Genomic DNA, 18,718 nt, shown 5'->3' with positions numbered 1-18,718 from the left:
CGCAGCGCGGGGCCGCTGTGTTACAGCTGGCTCACGAGCGCGGTGCGGCCGTCGAGCACGCGGTCCTCGACGTCGTCGAGCGCCAGGCGTACGGCGCCGAGCACCACTCCCTCGTCGCCGAGCGCCGACATGCGCACCTCGGGCGTGCGGATGCACCAGCGGTCGAGCTCGCGCCTGAGCGGCTCGATGAGCACGTCGGCCGAGCGCGAGAAGCCACCGCCGACCACGACCATCTGCGGGTCGAGCGCCAGCACCAGCGCGGAGGCGCCGAGCGCCAGGTCCTTGACGTAGCGGCGGACGGCCGCGGCGGCGGCCTTGTCGCCGGCCCGCGCGGCGGCGAACACGTCGCCCGCCTCGCCGCTGGCGGCGCTCAGACGTTCCTGCGCCCGGATCCACCCGAGCACCGGCAGCGCGCCGATCTCGCCCGAGGCGTTGGCGAAGCCCCTGTGCAGCTTCCCGTCGATGACCAGGCCCGCGCCGGTGCGGAGCCCGGCCAGCAGGAACACCATGTCCTTGGCGTAGCGGGCCACGCCGCGCCAGCACTCGGCCAGCGCGGCGAGCTTGCTGTCGTTCTCCACCAGCACGGGGCCGGGGGCCAGCCGGCGCACGTGCGCGGCCAGGTCGACGCCGGTCCACTCGGGCAGCGCCTCCGAGAGCAGCACCCGGCCCGCGCCGTCGACCAGGCCGGTCGTGCCGACGCCCGAGGCCCACACGTCGCCACCGGCCAGGCCCGCCCCTTCCAGGCATTCCGCCGCGGCCCGGTCGACCGCCTCCAGCCGCTCGACCCGTCCCATCCCGGGCGTGACGGGCACGCGGGCGCTGTGCAGCACGGCGCCGTCCAGGTCGGCGACGACCGCGCGGATCTTGTGGCGGCCGATGTCGACGCCGAGCACCCGCCCCGCCTCGGCACGGAAGCGGTAGCGCCTGGCCGGGCGGCCCACGCCCCCCGCGGTGGCGCCCGCCTCGGCGACCCAGCCCTTGTTCAGCAGCTCGCGGACGACGTCCTCGGTGGACGCGCGCGACAGGCCCGTGCGCTTGGCGACCTCGGTGAGCGTGAGCGACGGCCCGCCCTGCAGCGTCTTGATCACGGCGAGCGCGTTGAGCTGCCTGAGCCGCGACAGGTCACCACCGCTCAGTCCGCCGGCCATCGGTCCCCCTTGCTGTCAGCTTTCCCAGACCGAATAATGATGCTTTCCATGATATTTCTTCGGCGAAGGTTCCATGACTGAGGTGACTCTAGCCGTCGTCGGCGGCGGCCTGCGAGGGCTGACCTACACGCGCCGCGCGCACGCCACGGGCGCCGGGCGGGTGGTGGCGGTGGCGGATCCCGACCCGCTCCGGCGCGCCCTCTTCGTCGAGGAGTTCGGCATCGCGCCGGAGCGGGCGCACGCCGGCTGGAAGGAGCTCGCGGCGGGCGGGCGGGTCGCCGACGCGGCCGTCATCGCCACCCACGACCAGCTGCACACCGAGCCCGCGGTGACGCTGGCGGACCTCGGTTACCACACTCTCCTGGAGAAGCCGATGGCCACGAGCGAGCCGGAGGCGGCCAGGATCGCCGACGCGGCCCGGCGCAACGGCATCCTGCTCGCCGTCTGCCACGTGCTGCGGTACACGCCGTACACGCGCCTGGTAGTGCCACGACATCGACTGGCTGGTGCACCTCTTCGAAAGGCAGCCCGCCCGGGTCTCGTCGTTCGGCTCACTGTCGCGCATCCACGCCGGCGACCGGCCCGCAGGGGCTGCCGACCGGTGCCTCGACTGCCCGGTGGAGCCGTCGTGCCCGTACTCGGCGCCCCGGCTCTACCTGGGCTGCCTCGGCGATCCGTCGAGCGAGTTCTGGCCGCTGTCGGCCGTCACCCCAGGCCGCACCGAGGAGGACGTGCTGGAGGCGCTGCGCACCGGCCCGTACGGACGCTGCGTGTACGCGTGCGACAACGACGTCGTGGATCACCAGGAGGTCGTGATGGAGTTCGGCGACGGGGCGACGTGCTCGTTCACGATGAGCGCGTTCACCCCCATGGAGCACCGGCGCACGCGGCTGTTCGGCGCCCACGGATACGTCGACGGCGACGGCGGCGTGCCGCGCGTGGTCGACTTCCGTACGGGCGCCGAGGAGCTCGCCGCCGTGGCCACGGGTGACGCCACCCTGCTCCGGTCGGACGCGGCCGAGAGCCTGATGACGCACCGCGTGGTGTGGGCCGCGGAGCAGGCCCGCCTCACGGGCAGGGTCGTGACCCTCCAGGGATCCTGACGCTCAGCCCCAGATCTCCTGGGCGGTCTCCACGATCAGGGCGAGCTTGGCGAACTGCTGGTCGGCCGTGAGCTGGTTGCCCTCGACGGTGGAGGAGAACCCGCACTGCGGCGACAGGCAGAGCTGGTCGAGGTCGACGAACTTCGCGGCCTCGTCGATGCGCCGCTTGAGCGTGTCCTTCGACTCCAGCTCGCCCGACTTGGTGGTGACGAGCCCGAGCACCACCATCTTGCCCGGCGGCACGAACCGCAGCGGCTCGAACCCGCCCGACCGCTCGTCGTCGTACTCCAGGAAGAACCCGTCCACCTTCAGCTCGCCGAACAGCGCCTCGGCGACGAAGTCGTATCCTCCTTCCGCCGCCCAGGAGGAACGGAAGTTGCCGCGGCACATGTGCGTCGTGATCGTCATGCCGTCGGGCTTGCCGGCGAGCGCGGCGTTGATCTGCCGGATGTAGCGCAGGTGCATGTGGTCGGCGTCGTCGCCGCGCGAGGCCAGCTCCGCCCGCTGGGCCGGGTCGTTGAGGTAGGCCAGGCTGGTGTCGTCGAACTGCAGGTAGGTGCAGCCCAGAGCGCCGATCCTGCGCACCTGCTCGGCGTAGGCGGCGCTGAGGTCCCGCCAGAACTCCTCCACGTCGGGATAGACCGCGGGGTCGATGGCCGCGGGCCCGCCCCGGTAGTGGACCATGCTGGGCGAGGGGATGGTCAGCTTGGGCACGACGCCGGCGCCGCGGACGGCGAGCGTGTCGCGCAGGAAGGCGAAGTCGTCGGCGAAGACGGGCTCGTTCAGCTTGATCCGGTCGTGGACGCGCAGCGCCGCCGGGGTGAACTCGATGTCGCCCTGCTCGTTGTGGAAGCGAACCGTGATGTGCTCGTCGGAGGCCTGGCCGATGCCGCCGAGCTGGTAGATGAAGTCCATGTGCCAGGAGGCCCGCCTGAACTCACCGTCGGTCGCGCTCCGCAGCCCGGTCTCCTCCTGGCGGCGTACCACCTCTCTGATGGCCTCGTCCTCGGCCTCGCGCAGCGCGTCGCCGGTGAGGCTCTCGCGGGCGCGGAGCAGCGCGGGCGGGCGCAGGAGGCTGCCGACGTGGTCGGCGCGGAACGGGGGTGTGGTGTGCACTGCTGATCATCTCCTCGGATGGAGGCCGTGGTCGGGGCCCCCGTAGAGCGTGCGGAGCGGTGCTTTGAGCAGCTTGCCCGCCGCGTTCTTGGGCAGTTCGGCAACGATTTCCAGATATTTCGGGATCTTGAAGCGGGCCAGCCGCCCGTCCAGGTGCGCCAGCAGCTCGGCGGGGTCCGCCTTCGCGCCCGGCCGCGTCACGACCAGGGCCTTGCCGACCTCCCCCCACCTGTCGTCGGGCACGCCGATCACCGCGCACTCGGCGACCGCCTCGTGACCGTGAAGGACGCTCTCCACCTCGGCGGGGTAGACGTTCTCGCCGCCGGAGATGATGACGTCCTTGAGCCGGTCGGAGATGCGTACGTAGCCGTCCTCGTCGGCGACGCCGACGTCTCCTGAGCGGAACCAGCCGTCGGGCGAGAGCACCTTCGCGCTCTCCTCCGGCCGCCCCCAGTAGCCGGGCATCACGTTCGGGCCCTGGACGTACACCTCGCCCGGCTCGCCCGGCGCCGCCGTGGAGCCGTCGGGCGCGACCAGGCGGACGTCCGAGAAGAAGCACGGCACCCCGGCCGTGCCCGCCTTGGCGATCGAGTGCTCGGCCCCCAGGAAGAGGGCGCCGGGCGCCGTCTCGGTCATCCCGTAACCCTGCAGGAACGTCAGCCCCCGCTCCTGGTAGGTCCTGATCAGCGGCTCGGGCACCGGCGCGCCGCCGCACAGCAGGTGGCGCAGGCTCGACAGGTCGGCCCCCGCCCAGCGCGGCGAGCTCGTGAGGAAGCCGAACATCGACGGCACCCCGAACATCACCGTGACCCGCTCCGACTCGATCAGGTCGAACGTGCGCTCCACGTCGAACGACGGCTCCAGGATCGCCCTGCCGCCCTTGAGCAGGGTCGGGATCAGCGTCTGCGCCAGCGCCGCGATGTGGAACATGGGGGCGCTGACCAGCGTCACCTCGTCGTGCGCGAGCGGCACGTCGACGAGCAGGTTGACGGTGTTCCACGTGAGGTTGCCGTGGGTGAGCATGGCGCCCTTGGGGCGGCCGGTCGTGCCCGACGTGTACATGATCAGGCACACGTCGTCCTGTCCCACGGGCTCGTCGACGGATTCGGCCGACCCGCTCCGCAGGAACTCCTCGTACGTGTCCGGCCGGACGTGCCCGCCGGGGAGGTCCGCGCCGTCCTGCCCCTCGCCCAGCACGACGATCCGGGCGCCGGCGTCCTCGATGATGTAGCGCAGCTCCGGCGTGGCCAGCCGGGTGTTGAGCGGGACGAACACCGCGCCGAGCAGCCCGGCGGCGAAGAACGTCTCCACCATCGAGGGCTGGTTGGCCCCCAGGAAGGCCACCCGGTCGCCGCGCCCCACGTCGAGACCGGCCAGTGCCGAAGCCAGCCGGTACGAACGATCGCGCAGGTCACGATAGGTGTGGTCGCGCCCGCGGTAGCTCAGCGCCACCCGCTCGGGCGTCATGCGCGCCCTGCGTGCCGGCCACGAGCCTGTCCCCTGATTCCGCATCGGCACTCCTTGACGCTCAAGCCCTCAAGCTAGGCCAGATCACGATCGCTGTCACCGTTCTGCCCAACTTTCGTCGGCGACCGTGTCGAGGAGCCCGTCCGCGACCGCCACCGCCTCGGGCCTGAACCGCTCGTGCAGCGAGTGGCAGACCCGCTGGGCCTTCTCCGCGGGCCAGTCGGTCGGCAGGTAGCGCAGCGGGAGCCGCGGATCGGCCCTGATGATCTGCAGCCAGCCGGTGAGCAGCATCAGGGAGCGGGCGAGGTCGTCGGGCGCCTCCGGCGCGGGATCGGCCCGGTCCCAGCGGCTCAGGAACTCCCGGTAACGATCGCCCAGGCCCTCCAGGTCGTACGCCTCGCGTACCAGGGTGTGCATGTCGGTCGGGCGCCTCGGCTCGGCGCGGAAGACCTTCACGTTCGCGCCGAGATCCTCGACCACCTGGGCGGGATCCACCTCGCCGGGCGCGATCCAGAGCCCGTTCTGCAGCGGCCCGAACCCGGCCCAGATCAGCCGCGAGCGCAGCTCGTGCCGCTGCCGCTGCCACGACTCGGGCAGCGAGAAGCCGATCAGCGTCCAGCGGTCGTCGCCCGCGTCGTTGACCACGCCGCTGTGCCAGATGCGCCGCTCGCCGTCCCTGAGCACCTCGGCGCTGGTCGGGGTGAGGCCGAAGTACATGCGGCGGCCCGCGCGGCGCCGGCGCAGCAGGCCGCGGCGGACCATCCGGGTCAGCGTCGAGCGCGTGGCCTCCTCCGAGATCCCCACCCTGGCGAACGCCTCGATGAAACTTCTCGACGCGACGCAGACCCCGCGACCGTATACGTGATCTCCAAGAAAGGTGAGAATCACCGATTGAGGCCGCATGGCAGCCCTCCTCAGATATTCGGCAATCTATTGACAGCCGTAATGTACCTGCCTACATTCAGGCCACACGCGACGGCTCCCTAGAGACCGAGCCGCCTCACGCAGTTGGCACGGAGGTCCTGATGCGCAGGTTGCTCCCGTCCCTGGCCGTCCTCGTGCTCGCCGTCGCCGCGTGCGGCGGCAGCGGCGGCGGCGGTGACGGACCAGGCGCGCAAGATCCGATCAAGGTGGGCCTCATCGTCTCCCTGACCGGCAACTACACCCCGCTCGGCAGCGAGGACAAGAAGGCCGTCGAGCTGGCGGTCGAGCAGGTCAACGCGCAGGGCGGGCTGCTCGGCCGCACCGTCGAGCTGGTCACCCGGGACGACAAGACCGCGCCCGACCAGGGCATCGTGGCCTACAACCAGATCAAGGGCGAGATCGACGCCCTGATCGGCCCGGTGTTCTCCAACTCGGCGCTCGCGATCGAGCCGCTCGCGCAGCGCGACAAGATGCCGTACCTGTCGCTGGCGCCCACCCAGGAGCAGGTCGAGCCGATCAAGCCGTACATCTTCGTCACCCCGGCCCTGTCCAGCATGTACGCCGAGCGCTACCTGCAGTACATCCAGGCCGAGGGCATCAAGACGGTAGCCGTCGCCTGGGACTCCAAGAGCGCCTATTCGGTCTCGGGACACGAGGCGATGGTCGAGCTCGCCCCCAAGTACGGCGTGACGATCGCCGTCGACGAGTCGTACGAGACCACGACCTCCGACTTCAGCCCGCTGTTCCAGCACGTGCGCGACTCGAAGGCCGAGGCGCTCGTCTTCTGGGGCTCGGGCGCGCCCGGCGTGACCGCCGCCAAGCAGTACGTGGCCTCCGGGCTCAAGACGCCGCTGTTCCTCACCGCTTCGCAGGCCAGCAAGCTGTGGCTGGAGCCGATGGGCGACGCCGCGGAGGGCATGACCGTGCAGAGCGCCATCGGCGTGGTCGGCGAGCACCTGCCCGACGGCAAGCAGAAACAGGTCATCGAGCAGATGGCCACGCCGTACGAGCAGAAGCACGGTTACCCGCCGCCGCAGTTCGCGCAGGACGGATACAGCGCGAGCCTGCTGCTGTTCGAGGCGGTGAGGAAGGCGAACAGCACCGACAAGACCAAGATCCAGCAGGCTTTGGAGACCATGGACCTGATCACGCCGAACGGCCGTTTCCAGTACTCCCCCACCGATCACTCCGGGCTCTCCCCCGACTTCATCTCGGTCAACACGGTGAAGAACGGCCAGTTCGTCCCCACCGAATGGGCCAAGGACGAGCTCGCCAAGACCGTCGCCGCGGCGGGGTAGCGCGTGCTGGAGGTCACCGGGGTGTCCCGATCCTTCGGGGGCGTCTACGCCGTCCGCGACGTCTCGCTGAGCGTCGCGGACGGCGAAGTCTGCGGCGTCATCGGCCCGAACGGAGCCGGCAAGTCCACGCTGTTCAACCTGATCACCGGCCATCTGGCGGCCGAGCACGGCCGCATCTCGTTCCTCGGGCACCGCGTCGACCGGCTCGCGGCGCACCGGCGGGCCAGGCTCGGCATGTCCATCGTCTTCCAGGCCGCCCGGGTCTTCCGCGGCATGACGGTCAGAGAGAACGTCATGGTGGGGCTGCACGGGCGCACCCGGGCGGGGTTCGTCTCGGCCGCGCTGCGGCTGCCGCGGCACCGGCGCGACGAGCTGGAGATCGCCGCCGAGGCCTCGCACGCCCTCGAACGCGTGGGCCTGGCCGAATGGGCCGACCGCCCCGCCGACCTGCTGCCCATCGGCCAGCAGCGGGCGCTGCAACTCGCCCGCGCCCTGTGCGCCGAACCGAAGCTGCTGCTGCTCGACGAGCCCGCGTCCGGCCTGCGCGGCAACGAGCGCGAACGCCTCGCGGCGCTGATCGAGGAACTGCGGGCGAGCGGCCTGACCATCCTGCTCATCGAGCACGACGTGGCCTTCGTGACCCGGCTCGCCGACCGCGTCGTGGTGCTCGACCTCGGGCAGGTCATCGCCGAAGGCACCCCCGCCGAGGTGCGGGCCGACCCGCTGGTGCTCGCCGCCTACCTCGGACAGGCCTCATGATCGACGTCAAGGACCTGGTGGTCTCGTACGGCACCGCGACCGCGCTCGAACACCTCACCCTCACCGTGCGGCGCGGCGAGATGGTCGCCCTGCTCGGCCCGAACGGCGCCGGCAAGTCGACGCTCGCCAACACCCTCGCCGGCCTGCTCAAACCCTCCTCCGGCACCGTGGAGGCCGGCGGCCGGGTCGCGCTCATCCCCGAGGGCCGCCAGCTCTTCCCCGACCTGACCGTGGCCGACAACCTCGCGCTCGGCGGCTGGCGCTCCGGGCAGCGCGACCCGTCCCTCGTCTACGGCCTGCTGCCCCGGCTCGCCGAGCTCGCCGGCCGGCGGGCGGGCGTGCTGTCCGGCGGAGAGCAGCAGATGGTGGCCTTCGGGCGGGCCATGATGTCGCGGCCCGACGTGCTCGTCGTGGACGAGCTCTCCCTGGGCCTGGCCCCCAACGTGACCGCCGACCTGGCCGCGCACCTCGCCGCGCTCAACACCGAGCAGGGGCTGACCGTGCTGCTCATCGAGCAGAACGCGCGGCTGGCGTTCGAGCTGTGCCGGCGGGCGTACGTGCTGGAGTCGGGGCGGCTGGTGACCGAGGGCGAGTGCGCGGTGCTGGCCGACGACCCGCGCGTGGCCAGCGCGTACCTGGGAGGGGCCATCACATGAGCGCACCCGGAAAGGCGGTCACATGAGAACGCGCCGGGAGGCGGCCGCATGAGCGCCTTCCTCACCTATCTCCTGAACGGCCTGGCGGTCGGGTGCGCGATCGCGCTCATCGGCAGCGGCCTGGTCGCCATCCACCGGGTCACCGGTGTGGTCAACTTCGCGCAGGGCACGTTCGCCGTCGTCGCGGGGCTGTGCACGTCCTCGCTGCTCGGGCTCGGGTTCCCGCACGGACTGAGCGAGCTGGCCGCCGTGCTGGCCGCGGCGGTCGCGGGCCTGCTGACCGGGCTGGCCGCCATCGGCAAGCGCGGCACCACGCCGCTGTCGGCGCTCATCGTCACGCTGGGCGTCGGCGTGCTCGCCTACGCCGTCGAGATCATCCTGTGGGGCGACCAGCCCCGCTCGGCGCCCGGCCTGGCCGGCTCCGTGACCCTGGCGGGCGCGCGCATCCAGACCCAGCACCTGCTCGTCATCGGCGTGACCGCCGCCACGTTCGTGCTGCTCGCGCTCTTCTTCGGCCGCACCTACCTGGGCAAGGCGCTGACGGCCTGCGCCTCCAACCCGTACGCGGCCCGCGTGGTCGGCATCGACGTCAGGAAGATGGGGCTGCTGGCCTTCGCGCTCGGCGGGCTGCTCGGCGGCATCGCCGGGGTGCTGGTGACGCCGCTGCGGCCCATCTCGTTCGACACCGACGTCACGCTCATCGTGAACGGCTTCGCCGCCGCCGTCTTCGGCGCGCTCACCCGGCCCGTCATCACGCTCATCGGCGCGCTGGTGCTCGGCGTGGCCGAGACCATGGCCGCCGGCTACGGCTACGGCTCCCACCAGCTGGAGGTGGCGCTGGGGCTCATGCTCGTCGTCATGATCGTCCAAGCCAGCCGCCGCTCGGCCATCTCCCTGGAGTCCACATGATCAGGCTGCCGCTGAGAACCGGTGCCGGGCTCCTGATCGCCGCCGTCACGCTCGCCCTCCCCGCGGTGCTCGACGACAGCGCGCTGGCCGTGTACATCCTGCTCGGCCTGGCCGCCATGGTCACGGTCGGGGTGTCGCTGCTCATGGGGTACGCCGGGCAGGTCTCGCTCGGCCAGGGCGCCTTCTACGCCATCGGCGCCTACACCGCCGCCCTGCTCGCCCTGAACGGCGTGCCACCCCTCGCGGGGCTCGTCGCCGCACCCGTGGTCGCCGCGCTGTCGGCGCTCGTGATCGGCACGCCGCTGCTGCGGCTGCGCGGACACCATCTGGCCTTCGCGACGCTGGCCATGCAGCTCATCCTGCTCTCGCTGGCCGGCCAGCTCGAGTTCACCGGCGGCGACATCGGGTTGCAGGCCATCCCGCCGTTCTCCGTCGGGTCGTTCGAGGCGGCGGACGCGGCCACGTACGCGTACCTGACCTGGGCGGGGGTGGCCCTGGTGATGCTCGTGACGCACAACGTCATCACCTCGCGGCCGGGCCGCGCCCTGCGCGCCCTGGCCACCAGCGAGACCGCGGCCGCCTCCTCGGGGATCCCGGTCGGGCGCTACAAGCTGGTCGTGTTCGCGCTGTCGGCGGCCTTCGCCGGGCTGGCGGGCGGCATCTACTGCTTCTACACCGGCTACGTGGCGCCGGGATCGTTCCCCGTGCTCATCTCCATCCAGTACATCGTCATGGCCGTCGTCGGCGGGCTCGGCACGATCTGGGGCGCCGTCGTCGGAGCGAGCGCGATCACGCTGCTCCTGCAGGTGCTGAACACCCTGGGCGCGCTGCCCGGCATGCCGACGTACGCGCCGAGCGTGCTCTCGTACGCTGTCTACGCCCTCGTCCTCATCGTGGTCGTCCTGTTCCTCCCCCAGGGCCTCCTGCCCGCCGTCGCCGGCCGGCTGCAGGGGAAGCGGCGAAGCACTCCCGTGGAGAGCCGCTGACGCGCGCCGGGCCGGCCGTCGGTAGGGTGGCCCGCGACACGTCGAGGAAGGGTGTGACATGCCGCACGAGTGGCCGGAGTGCCTGCCGGTGGGGGCGGTCCGCTTCGCCCGGCCGACAGCCCGCTTCGAGGACTGCCTGGTCTTCTACCGGGACGTGCTCCAGCTCCCGGTGATCGCCTCGTGGCGGGGGCACACCGGTTACGACGGAGCCGTCTTCGGACTGCCCGGGACACCCGTCCACCTCGAGCTCACGCAGCACGGCGAGACACCCGAGATCCCGGCCCCGTCCACGGAGAACCAGCTGGTGCTCTACCTGGCCGGCCACGAGGCGGTGGCGGCCGTCGTCGAGCGGCTGGCCGGTCTGGGGCACCGGCCCGCGCCGCTGGACAACCCCTACTGGGCCGAGCGGGGCGCGGTCGCGTACGCCGACCCTGACGGGTGGATGGTCGTGTTCGCGCCATGGATCTTCGGCCAGGACCCCGTGCCCACCGTCGCCTGAGGCTTTCTCTCCCGTCGCCCCCGGGCGACACTGGACGACATGTCCAATATCGCACCCGTTCCCGTGTTGCGCGGTCGCGGCGAGGAGGAACGTGCCCTGCTCCGGTTACTGGACGGCGCCCGCTCGGGTTCCGGCGGGGCGTTGCTGCTGGTGGGAGCGCCGGGAATGGGCAAGACGGCGCTGCTCGACCTGGCCGCCGCGCACGCCGCCCGCGACTTCCGCGTGCTGCGGGTCGCGGGCGTCGAGCCGGAGTCGCGCCTCCCGTACGCGGGGCTGCACGGTCTGTTGCGCCCGGTCGCCGCGCACGCCGCGGCGCTGCCGCAGGCGCAAGGGCGAGCCCTGGCGGAGGCCATGGAGTCCGGGACGCAGGCCGGGCTCGCCCTGCCCGCCGCCGTCCTCGGCCTGCTGTCGGCGGTGGCGACCCGGCGGCCGGTCCTGGCCTGCGTGGACGACGCGCATCTGCTGGACCCGGCCAGCCGGGAGGTGCTCGCCTTCGTGGCGAGGCGGGTGTCGCACGAGCCGGTGGCGCTGCTGTTCACCACGAGAGCGGAGGGGATGGACGGCGTGCCGGTCCGCGTGCTGGGCGGGCTGGACGAGGTGGCCGTGCGGGAGCTGGCCGACGACCTGGCGCCCGGCAGGATCGCCGGCGACCTGCTGGCGGCGCTCGACCAGATCGCCCGCGGCAACCCCCTCGCGCTGGCCGAGCTGATCGGCGGCCTCACCCCGGACCACTGCGCGGGCCTGGCCGTCCCGCCCACCGCGCTCCCCCGTGGCGGGCGGCTGTGGCACGAGCACGCGGGCCGGCTCGCCGCCCTGCCCGAGGACACCCGGCGGCTCCTGCTGCTGATCGCCGCCGATCCCGGCCTGGACGTGGCGACCCTGATCCGCGCCGCCCGCCCCGGCTGCGCGCTCACCTCGCTGGAACCTGCCGAACGCGCGGGCCTCCTGCACACGGCAGGTGACCGTTACGACTTCGACGATCCGGCGGTACGCGCGGTCGCCTACCACAGTGCTCCGCTCGCCCGCCGCCGCCACGCCCACCGCGTACTGGCGACGCTGCTGGAGGAGCAGCACGCGGAGACTCCCGAAGTCCGGCTGCGGGGGACCTGGCACCGGGCCTGCACGCTCGACGAACCGGCAGGACGGGACACGGAACGGCTGGCCGGCGAGTTGGCCGCGGCGGCGCTGGAGGCCCGGCCATCAGGTGACGGCCGTCCCTGCGGGCCGGAGCCGTACCTCGCGCTCGAACGCGCCGCCGAGCTCACCGGGCACGGTCCGGCCAAGGCCGAGCGGCTGGCCGCCGCCGCCAGGCACGCGTGGATCGCGGGACGGCCCCAGGTCGCCCGCGCGCTGCTGGCCAGGCTCCGCTCGCTCACCGCGCCCGACGAGGTACGCGGCCGCGTACAGCTCCTGCACGGCAGCCTGGAACTGCTGCGCGGCGAGACCGGAAGCGCCCGCGAGGAACTGCTGGCCGCCGCGGCCCGCCTGCTGACCAGCCACCGCACGCTGGGCGTGCGCGCGCTCGTCAGGGCCGCCGACGCCAGCTACCGGGCGGGCGACAACCGGGCGTTCATCGCGATCGCCCGCCAGGCCGCCGCGCTGCGCCGCCCCGACGACGCCGCCCCGGCCCAGCTCATGTTCGAGTATCTGGCGGGCATGGCCTCCACGTTCAGCGGCTCGCACCAGGAGGCCGCAGGGCCGCTGCGGCGGGTGGTCGAGCTGGCCGGCTCCGTCCGCGATCCGGCGGTGCTCGTGTGGGCGTGCGTGGCGAGCCTGCTGCTCGGCGAGGACGCCACCGCGCACCGCCTGTCGGCCCGCGCGGTCGAGGCCGCCCGGGTGCGCGGCGCCGCCTCCGCCGTGCCGCAGCTGCTCGAGTACATGATCTACCCGGAGATCTGGATGGGCAGGTACGCCTCCGTCGCGACGACCGCGGCCGAGGGGCTGCGTCTCGCCCAGGACACCGGCCAGCTCAACACGGCGGCCCAGCACCTGGCCTGGCTGGCGATGACGGCGGCCGTCGAAGGCGACAGGGAGACCTGCCGGGTGCGTGCCGACGCAGCGATCGAGCTGGCCGACGCCCACGAGCTGGGCATCGCGGGCGCCATCGGCACCTGGGCGCTGGCCTGCCTCGATCTGGCCGCCGGCCGCCCCGCCGGCGCCGCCGCCCGGCTGCGCGCCGATCGGCGTAACAACCACGTCGTGATCCGCGTCATGGCCACGCCGCACTTCATCGAGGCGTCCGCGCGCACCGGCGACCGCGAACGGGCCGCCGCCGCGCTGCGCGTACTCGATCGCTGGGTCGGCAGCACCCGCAGCCCCGACCTGCGCGCGCTCGTGGCCCGCTGCCGGGCGCTGCTCGCCGCGCCCGGCGAGGCGGACGAGCTGTTCCGCGAGGCGCTCGACCTGCACGGGCAGGGGGTGTGCGAGTTCGAGTCGGCACGCACCCGCCTGCTGTACGGCAGCGCGCTGCGCCGCGACCGCCGCCCGGGCGCCGCCAGGAACCACCTGCACGCGGCGCTGGAGACGTTCGAACGCCACGGCGCCCGCCTGTGGACGGAACAGGCCAGGACCGAGCTGCGCGCGTCCGGCGACCCGGTACGCCTCACCCGGCCGGACACCACGCGGCAGCTCACGGCGCAGCAGATGCGGATCGCGCGCATGGTCGCCGAGGGCGCCACCAACAAGGAGGTGGCCGAGCGGCTCTTCCTGAGCAGGCGCACCGTCGAGCACCACCTCAGGAACATCTTCGACCGGCTCGGCGTCCGCTCCCGCGTCGAACTGGTACGCCTCATGTCCTGATCGGAGACCGGTGATTTCACCGATGCACGGCTGACTCCGCATCCGAACAATGGCGACAGACAGCAGTCACCCCCACTTCGAGCAGGGAGTAAGACGACGTGCAGCTCACCACCCCCCACCGCAGCGCGCGAACGTTGACCAAGCTCGCCCTCACCCTCGCACTCCTCGCCGGCGGCCTCGCCGCCGCTCCCGCCGCCCAGGCGGCCGGCCCGTACGAGCGCGGCCCGGACCCCACGGACGCCTTGCTCGAGGCGAGCCGCGGCCCGTTCTCGACGTCCCAGCGGAGCGTCTCCTCGCTGGTCGGCGGCTTCGGCGGCGGAGAGATCTACTACCCGGACGACACCAGCCAGGGCACGTTCGGGGCGATCGCCATCTCGCCCGGCTACACCGCCAGGTGGTCGAGCCTCGACTGGCTCGGCCCGAGGATCGCCTCGCACGGCTTCGTGGTGATCGGCATCGAGACCAACACCATCTACGACCAGCCCGCCAGCCGGGGCCGCCAGCTCCTCGCGGCCCTCGACTACCTGGTGGAGGACAGCCCGTCGACGGTCCGCGGCCGCATCGACCCGTCCAGGCTGGCCGTGGCCGGCCACTCGATGGGCGGCGGCGGCTCGCTGGAGGCCGCCGACGACCGGTCCTCGCTCCAGGCGGCCGTCCCGATCGCGCCGTGGAACCTGACGAAGAGCTGGTCGGGCGTGCGTGTCCCCACCATGATCATCGGCGGGGAGAGCGACAGCATCGCCCCCGTCTCCAGCCACTCCGAGCGCTTCTACGAGAGCATCCCGTCCTCGTCGGAGAAGGCGTACCTGGAGCTCAACGGCGCGAGCCACTTCTTCCCGCAGATTCCCGACACCACGATGGCCAAGTCGATGGTGGCCTGGCTCAAGCGGTTCGTCGACGACGACACCCGCTACGAGCAGTTCCTGTGCCCGCCGCCCAGCGGGCCCGCCATCGAGGAGTACCGCGACACCTGCCCCAGCTCCTGACCCCTCGCCCGGTGGCGGCCGCCTTCATCGGGGCGGCCGCCACCGGCGTGGTTGGACCCCGTCCGTGGAATGGCAGCCGAGCGGTTTCAGCCGCGGGCTGGTATGCGAAAGACCCGACGGCCGTGCCAGCTGATGTGGTCCTGTTCGACCGCGTCCAGGCCGGGCTGGGATCCCTGGCCCGGTCTTCCCGGGACATGGTGCTCGCTCTGGCCGGCCGCCCCGCCAGCTCGGGCCATGTCCTTCCTTGACCCCTGGGCTCGCCTGGAAACACCGAGGAAACAGCTCAGGGCCAAACATGTCGCCATTGAGGGGGACGCGCGGGAGCCGACCGATTCTCCTCGAATTTCAGCGGGACCACCCGATCGAAAGGACCATGAATGCGATACCGACTCACCTCTCTGGGGGCCGCCGTAGCCGTTGCCGGCTCGGTGATCGCCTGCGCCCCGGCGGCGGCATCCGCGCAAGCCGGCGCGGGCGCCCTGGCCGCCCCGCCCAGGCAGTGCGAGCCCGTCAGCTTCTCGGCCGTAAACGACCGAGCTTGCAGCTCCTCGCCGTCGATGGCTTCGACGGTCTGGTCCGCGTTAGGCAGCGTGACTCACTGCCCAGCCCGTTTCACCGCGTGAGGCGATGTTGCGGGCTGCGTTGACGTCGGCGTGCTCAGCGAAGCCGCACGACGTGCAGGAGAAGGTGGCCTGGTCGGGCCGGTTGCGCCGGTCCACGTGCCCGCACTGCGAGCACTGCTGTGAGGTGTAGGACGGATCGACGTAGATGACGGCAACACCGGCCCGGGCCGCCTTGTAGTCGATGAAGCCGCCCAACTGGTGGAAGCTCCACCCATGCAGCGTGACCCGCTGGGGCTTGCGAAGCCGTACCCGCTCGCGGATGCCCTGGAGGTCTTCCAGAGCGATCCCGCGCCCGGTGCGTTCCGCCTCGGTCACGATCTGCTTGGCGATCACATGATTGGTGTCGGCCGCGAAACGGGCCTCCTTGCGGCGACGGCGCTTGAGCAGCCGCTTGGCGGACTTGGTGGCTTTGGCCTGCAACCGGCGGCGCAATGCACGATGCCGGTGCCGCACCGCGTTCAGCCCTTTACCACTGCGCCGGACGCCGTCGCTGGTGGTGGCGATGTCGGCGATGCCCAGGTCCACGCCCAAGAACCCCTCCGGCGCGGCGGCCGGGACGTCGGGGACCTCGATGGTGGCGTGCAGGAACCACATCCCGTCCCGGCACACCAGATCCGACTCGCCACGGCGGTGGGCGGCCAGCAGGGCCAGATGCTCCTCTGAGCCGGTGAAGGCCACCCCTTTCAGCCGCCCGCCGGTCGTCCAGATCGACACCGTCCGCGCCTCATGCTGCCAGGACAGGCACCGGTCGTCATACGGCTGAGCCGCCAGCGGCCGGAAGGAGACCGGCTTGGCTTCGGCCTTGACCCGGCGCGGGGATCCGGGCCTGCCCAGATTCCCCCCGGCCAGGTTGGCGTGCAGCGTGCGATAGGCGTCGCACACCTTCTTGATCACATGCTGGGCGGCCTGGGCCGCCAGCCCGAACTCCGCCTTGACCTGATCGTAGGCGTGCCTGCGCAGATCGAAGTTACGGAAACAGCGGCGCTGGAACGCCAATGCCGCGACCAGATTCGCCGCCCGGTTGACGGCGTCCAGGGTCGCCTCCAACGCCGCCGCCTGCTGCGGCGTCGGCAGCAGCTTCACCTGCACCACCAGTTTCACAATCGAACACACTATCAAGGTCCACATCACAGCGCGGGGAAACCCGAACCCGATATCCGCGCTGTGCAAGGAGTTTCCAGTCCACATCCGCCGCTATCCGTGGGACAGCCGGCTCTGGTCCCCCTCGTATGTCGCCGCGTCCTGCGGCGGGCCACCCCTGTCGATCACCAAGGAGTACATCGAGAACCAGAAGCGGCCAGGCTGAGCCACCCCCACAGACGGCTGTCAGAGCACCGCTCGGGCCTGGCGGCCCTCCCGCGCTGTCGTTTCCTCCCGGGCGTAAACGCCCGGGGTTCCACGCCAGATCACGCTGAAGAACGGAACCGTCTGCATCACACTGCTCCAGAGCCCGCAGCGCATCAGGGTCACCTACAACAAGACGGGCGGGTCGCCCGTCACCGCACGCGTCGGATACAGGAGCAACCAAACAAGCACCGTCAAATGGGACTCCACGTGGTACACCGTGTTCGCGGGGCGGAGCATAACCAGGACCTGGAACGTCAGTTATCCGTGCGACCGTAAATGGATCGGGGCACTCCAGATCAACGACGGGAGGACCTTCGAGACGGCGGGGGCCGACTGCTGAAGCGGTCAGGCGGGGAGCTTGGCGCGGCGGGGGCGCCGCCGGATCCGGCCGGTACGTGCCGCCCGCCGCAGCAGCACGATCGTGGGCGCCAGGCAGACCAGCAGGGCGAGCAGGCTGGCCTCGGGCCCGAAGGCGCCGCCGGTCAGCGCGGACGGGCCGGAGAGCGTGACGTTCAGCAGGCCGTGGGGTGGCATGTCCGATCCGGAGATCATGACACCGAAGACCCCGGCGTGGGTGAAGTTCCAGGCGAAGTGCAGGCCGATGGGCAGCCACAGCGAGCGGGTGGCGATGTAGGCGGCTGCCGTCATGGCCCCGCCCGTCAGGGCGATCGCGAGCGCGCCCCACAGCGTGGCGTTGACGTTGACCAAGTGTGTCGCACCGAACAGCAGCGTGGATACGACCAGGGCGATCACGCTGCCGACACGTTCCTCCATGATGCGGAACAGGGCCCCGCGGAACAGGAGTTCCTCGGCGACGGCGACGCTCGCCATCATGCCCGCGCCGCCGAGGAAGCCGCCGAAGGAACCCCAGGACACGCCCTGCCAGCCGCCGAACACCGCGATCAGCGCCATCAGCACGGTGAACAGGCCGGACCCGAGCAGCGTCCCGCGCAGCAGCTGCGACCCTCTGCCCGCCTTCTCGAGTTCGGGGACGGTCGGGCGGAGCTCGACGATCCGGCAGAGCCGGCGGTAGCAGGCCAGAGCGGCGACGGCCAGGCCGGCCCCCACCGGCAGGGCGAGCACCGGTACGGGCGCGACGAGCTGGTTGATCCCGGCGGTCGCCACCATCACGCCGAACAACGCGACCAGCAGGACGGGAAAGCGGAACGTGCGCAACCGGCGCCGGCCCGTGGAGAGGCCGGCTTGCGAAGGGGGGTTCTCCTGGTGCTCCGTGGATGCCACGACCGCGATCCTCTCGATCAGGTTCCCGCGGCGTTTTCCGCGGTCCCACGGAGGTTAGGGATCTGCGCGGGGCGTTCCATCCCCCTGCGACGAACAATCGCGGTAGCTCTCACGAGGGACGGCGATCTCGCTGCCACGGCCAGGACCGCTGCCGGCGCTCGATGAAGGGCGGCGCGGCCTCATGGGTCGGGCCGGCCGAACACGATCAGGCCGAGGGACGCGAGGGTGAGCAGGCCGAGCTCGGCTCCGGCGAGCACGGAGGCGTCCACACCGCTCACGGGCTCTCCGTCACCGGCCAACCGCGCGTCCACCCCTCCCTCGGGGTCATAGTGCACGCGGACGCGCTGGTTCACCCGCAGGATGAGGTCGGACTTCGTGATCGAAAGGGGGCCCAGGGCGTCGCAGGCCAGCCGGTGGACGTGAATGGCGGAGGCCCCGTTGAAGCCCTCCTCCTCGGTGACGGCCAGGACCCGGCACGTGGTGAACCGGCCGCGCTCGTGCAGCGCCCGCTCGCCGAACGCGGCCGGAACGGTACCGGCGAAGAACAGGGCGACGAGCCCGGCGACGACCATGCCAAGGGGGTGCGCCCCAGCCTTGGCCAGCAGGGCCACCCATCCCCCCGTCACCACGAGAGCAGCCACGACGAACGCCGGCAGTGCCCCTCCCCCTGCGCCGTCCGGCCCGGCGGTGATCGCCCAGGAGATGCCGGACACCGAAGCGGTGAACAACGACAGCAGCCCCACCATCGCGATGCATCTCAGAAGCCGCCGCACGTCTGCCTCCTCCGTCCGCTCACGAAAGAATCGCCCCGGCTGCGCACGATCGCGACACTCCGCACACCGGACAGCAGGCGGCC

General features: G+C 71.9%; 17 protein-coding genes and 3 pseudogenes. 11 read left to right on the top strand and 9 right to left on the bottom strand.

The window, feature by feature from the left end:
• Positions 1-20 precede the first annotated feature (20 nt).
• Positions 21-1,148, bottom strand: coding sequence for an ROK family transcriptional regulator (locus ABGB14_RS02820; RefSeq protein ID WP_347641912.1), 1,128 nt, complete (start codon positions 1,146-1,148; stop codon positions 21-23).
• Positions 1,149-1,221: 73 nt separating this feature from the next.
• Between ABGB14_RS02820 and ABGB14_RS02815 the strand changes: the two are divergent.
• Positions 1,222-1,533: pseudogene (locus ABGB14_RS02815) on the top strand (Gfo/Idh/MocA family oxidoreductase); the annotation flags it as partial.
• Here ABGB14_RS02815 and ABGB14_RS02810 read toward each other — a convergent pair.
• Positions 1,497-1,622 carry a hypothetical protein gene (locus ABGB14_RS02810; RefSeq protein WP_347643148.1) on the bottom strand — a complete coding sequence of 42 codons (126 nt, stop codon included), beginning with the start codon at positions 1,620-1,622 and terminating at the stop codon, positions 1,497-1,499. The pseudogene ABGB14_RS02815 and the gene ABGB14_RS02810 sit on opposite strands and share 37 nt — an antisense overlap.
• Positions 1,623-1,654: 32 nt before the next feature.
• On the opposite strand from ABGB14_RS02810, the gene ABGB14_RS02805 reads away from it, so the two are divergent.
• Positions 1,655-2,251 (top strand): hypothetical protein, encoded by a 597-nt coding sequence (locus tag ABGB14_RS02805; RefSeq protein WP_347643147.1) that lies wholly within the window; start codon positions 1,655-1,657, stop codon positions 2,249-2,251.
• A 3-nt stretch (positions 2,252-2,254) separates the two neighbouring features.
• On the opposite strand, the gene ABGB14_RS02800 is transcribed toward ABGB14_RS02805, so the two are convergent.
• The 3 genes from ABGB14_RS02800 to ABGB14_RS02790 are packed head-to-tail and all read right to left on the bottom strand — an operon-like array spanning position 2,255 to position 5,737.
• On the bottom strand, positions 2,255-3,367 hold the full coding sequence (locus ABGB14_RS02800) for a 5-methyltetrahydropteroyltriglutamate--homocysteine S-methyltransferase (RefSeq protein WP_347641911.1): 1,113 nt from the start codon (positions 3,365-3,367) through the stop codon (positions 2,255-2,257).
• Between the two features lie 6 nt (positions 3,368-3,373).
• Positions 3,374-4,879, bottom strand: a complete 1,506-nt coding sequence (locus ABGB14_RS02795; RefSeq protein ID WP_347641910.1) for a long-chain fatty acid--CoA ligase — start codon at positions 4,877-4,879, stop codon at positions 3,374-3,376.
• A 51-nt stretch (positions 4,880-4,930) separates the two neighbouring features.
• The gene (locus ABGB14_RS02790) at positions 4,931-5,737 is read right to left on the bottom strand and encodes a PaaX family transcriptional regulator C-terminal domain-containing protein (RefSeq protein WP_347641909.1); all 807 of its coding nucleotides are present in this window, start codon (positions 5,735-5,737) and stop codon (positions 4,931-4,933) included.
• Between the two features lie 122 nt (positions 5,738-5,859).
• On the opposite strand from ABGB14_RS02790, the gene ABGB14_RS02785 reads away from it, so the two are divergent.
• The 8 genes from ABGB14_RS02785 (at position 5,860) to ABGB14_RS02750 (ending at position 14,650) form a co-directional block, all read left to right on the top strand.
• The gene (locus ABGB14_RS02785; RefSeq protein WP_347641908.1) at positions 5,860-7,056 is read left to right on the top strand and encodes an ABC transporter substrate-binding protein; all 1,197 of its coding nucleotides are present in this window, start codon (positions 5,860-5,862) and stop codon (positions 7,054-7,056) included.
• Between the two features lie 3 nt (positions 7,057-7,059).
• A complete protein-coding gene (locus ABGB14_RS02780) occupies positions 7,060-7,815 on the top strand; it encodes an ABC transporter ATP-binding protein (protein WP_347641907.1) in 756 nt (251 codons plus the stop codon).
• On the top strand, positions 7,812-8,471 hold the full coding sequence (locus tag ABGB14_RS02775; RefSeq protein WP_347641906.1) for an ABC transporter ATP-binding protein: 660 nt from the start codon (positions 7,812-7,814) through the stop codon (positions 8,469-8,471). The genes ABGB14_RS02780 and ABGB14_RS02775 overlap by 4 nt, the downstream gene beginning before the upstream one ends.
• A 48-nt stretch (positions 8,472-8,519) precedes the next feature.
• A complete protein-coding gene (locus ABGB14_RS02770) occupies positions 8,520-9,380 on the top strand; it encodes a branched-chain amino acid ABC transporter permease (protein WP_347641905.1) in 861 nt (286 codons plus the stop codon).
• Positions 9,377-10,366 (top strand): branched-chain amino acid ABC transporter permease, encoded by a 990-nt coding sequence (locus tag ABGB14_RS02765; protein WP_347641904.1) that lies wholly within the window; start codon positions 9,377-9,379, stop codon positions 10,364-10,366. The genes ABGB14_RS02770 and ABGB14_RS02765 overlap by 4 nt, the downstream gene beginning before the upstream one ends.
• 58 nt (positions 10,367-10,424) lie before the next feature.
• Entirely contained in the window at positions 10,425-10,865 is a 441-nt protein-coding gene (locus ABGB14_RS02760) for a VOC family protein (protein ID WP_347641903.1), read from the top strand.
• A 39-nt stretch (positions 10,866-10,904) separates the two neighbouring features.
• On the top strand, positions 10,905-13,664 hold the full coding sequence (locus ABGB14_RS02755) for an AAA family ATPase (protein ID WP_347641902.1): 2,760 nt from the start codon (positions 10,905-10,907) through the stop codon (positions 13,662-13,664).
• A gap of 134 nt (positions 13,665-13,798) precedes the next feature.
• Complete coding sequence (locus tag ABGB14_RS02750; RefSeq protein WP_347643115.1) at positions 13,799-14,650, top strand: alpha/beta hydrolase; 852 nt, start codon at positions 13,799-13,801, stop codon at positions 14,648-14,650.
• 86 nt (positions 14,651-14,736) lie between these two features.
• Here the strand turns inward: ABGB14_RS02750 and ABGB14_RS02745 are convergent.
• Together ABGB14_RS02745 and ABGB14_RS02740 are read right to left on the bottom strand one after the other, a co-directional pair.
• Positions 14,737-14,844, bottom strand: a pseudogene (locus tag ABGB14_RS02745) (restriction endonuclease); the annotation flags it as partial.
• Positions 14,845-15,231: 387 nt separating this feature from the next.
• Complete coding sequence (locus ABGB14_RS02740) at positions 15,232-16,401, bottom strand: transposase (protein ID WP_347643114.1); 1,170 nt, start codon at positions 16,399-16,401, stop codon at positions 15,232-15,234.
• 85 nt (positions 16,402-16,486) lie between these two features.
• Here ABGB14_RS02740 and ABGB14_RS02735 point away from each other — a divergent pair.
• Positions 16,487-16,579: pseudogene (locus tag ABGB14_RS02735) on the top strand (transposase); the annotation flags it as partial.
• 386 nt (positions 16,580-16,965) lie between these two features.
• On the opposite strand, the gene ABGB14_RS02730 reads toward ABGB14_RS02735, so the two are convergent.
• Positions 16,966-17,862 carry a CPBP family intramembrane glutamic endopeptidase gene (locus ABGB14_RS02730; protein WP_347641901.1) on the bottom strand — a complete coding sequence of 299 codons (897 nt, stop codon included), beginning with the start codon at positions 17,860-17,862 and terminating at the stop codon, positions 16,966-16,968.
• Positions 17,863-18,041: 179 nt separating this feature from the next.
• Positions 18,042-18,635, bottom strand: a complete 594-nt coding sequence (locus tag ABGB14_RS02725) for a hypothetical protein (protein WP_347641900.1) — start codon at positions 18,633-18,635, stop codon at positions 18,042-18,044.
• Positions 18,636-18,718 lie beyond the last annotated feature (83 nt).

It is taken from the genome of Nonomuraea sp. B10E15 (assembly GCF_039871615.1).
Classification (GTDB): Bacteria; Actinomycetota; Actinomycetes; order Streptosporangiales; family Streptosporangiaceae; genus Nonomuraea.
The sequence above is the reverse complement of the archived record's forward strand: the minus strand, read 5'-3'. Positions and strand labels throughout refer to the sequence as shown.